The organism is Mesorhizobium sp. M4B.F.Ca.ET.089.01.1.1, assembly GCF_004022605.1.
GTDB classification, from domain to species: domain Bacteria; phylum Pseudomonadota; class Alphaproteobacteria; order Rhizobiales; family Rhizobiaceae; genus Mesorhizobium; species Mesorhizobium abyssinicae.
This window is the reverse complement of record NZ_RZOS01000999.1, coordinates 1-865: the sequence shown is the minus strand read 5'-3', so window position 1 is coordinate 865 and position 865 is coordinate 1. Positions and strand designations below refer to the sequence as shown.

General features: G+C 64.2%; 2 pseudogenes. One reads left to right on the top strand and one right to left on the bottom strand.

The window, feature by feature from the left end:
* Nucleotides 1–696: pseudogene (locus EN780_RS35600) on the bottom strand (transposase); the annotation flags it as partial.
* A 2-nt stretch (nucleotides 697–698) separates the two neighbouring features.
* Between EN780_RS35600 and EN780_RS38560 the strand changes: the two are divergent.
* Nucleotides 699–865 (top strand): annotated as a pseudogene (locus tag EN780_RS38560) (transposase); the annotation flags it as partial.

Genomic DNA, 865 nt, shown 5'->3' with positions numbered 1-865 from the left:
GCATATAGTTCATCGGCTTCAGGACGTCGGAGGAACGCGAGAGGACTTCGCGCTCGCGCAGCAGCCATGCATGCATATCGTCGAAGAGCGGCTTGCTCATCTGCTAGGCGCACGGCGCGCCGCTCGGTGGCGGTCTTGCCGTTGATCGCGCGCTCGATCTAAGATCCAGATTAGTCCGGTCGTGCACTTACCCTTCGCCAGGATGCGGATGGTGGTGTCATCGCCATGCAAGCGCTCGGCCGCGAACACGTGCCTTTCGATCAGCTTGAAGAGCGGCCTAAGAGCGAAGGTCCCATGGCCGACCTGATCGGCCAGCGTCGACAGCGGCAAGTCGATCCCCTCGGCCTTGAAGCGCGCGCTTTGGCGGTTGAGTGGAGCATGCATGCCGAACTTGTCAAACAGGATAGTCGCCAGCAGTTGCGGACCGATGAAGCCGCGCGGCGTGGCATGGAACGGTGCCGGCGGCTGGGTGATCGCTTCGCACTCTCGGCACGTAAATTTCTCACGCACGGTCTCGATCAGCTTGAACCGACGCGGGGTCTCCTCCAGCGTCTCGGTCACGTCCTCGCCGAGCTTGACCAGCCGCGATCCGCCGCAGCGACCGCAGGCCGACGGAGCGGCGATGACGACGCGCTCGCGCTCGATGTCATCGGGCCAGGGCTTGCGCACCGGCCGCTTGCGCTCGAAGGCGCGCACCTTCTAACGTGCGCGATGATCAACCCTTCGCGGGCACCGCACCGCCGGCCGCGCTCTACTACGCCTCGAGTGACCGGCGCGAGCGAGCATCCCCAGAAACATCTGGCTGGCTGGGGCGGCATTCTGCAAGCAGATTGTTTACAGTGGCCTCAATGCGCTCTTCGACGAG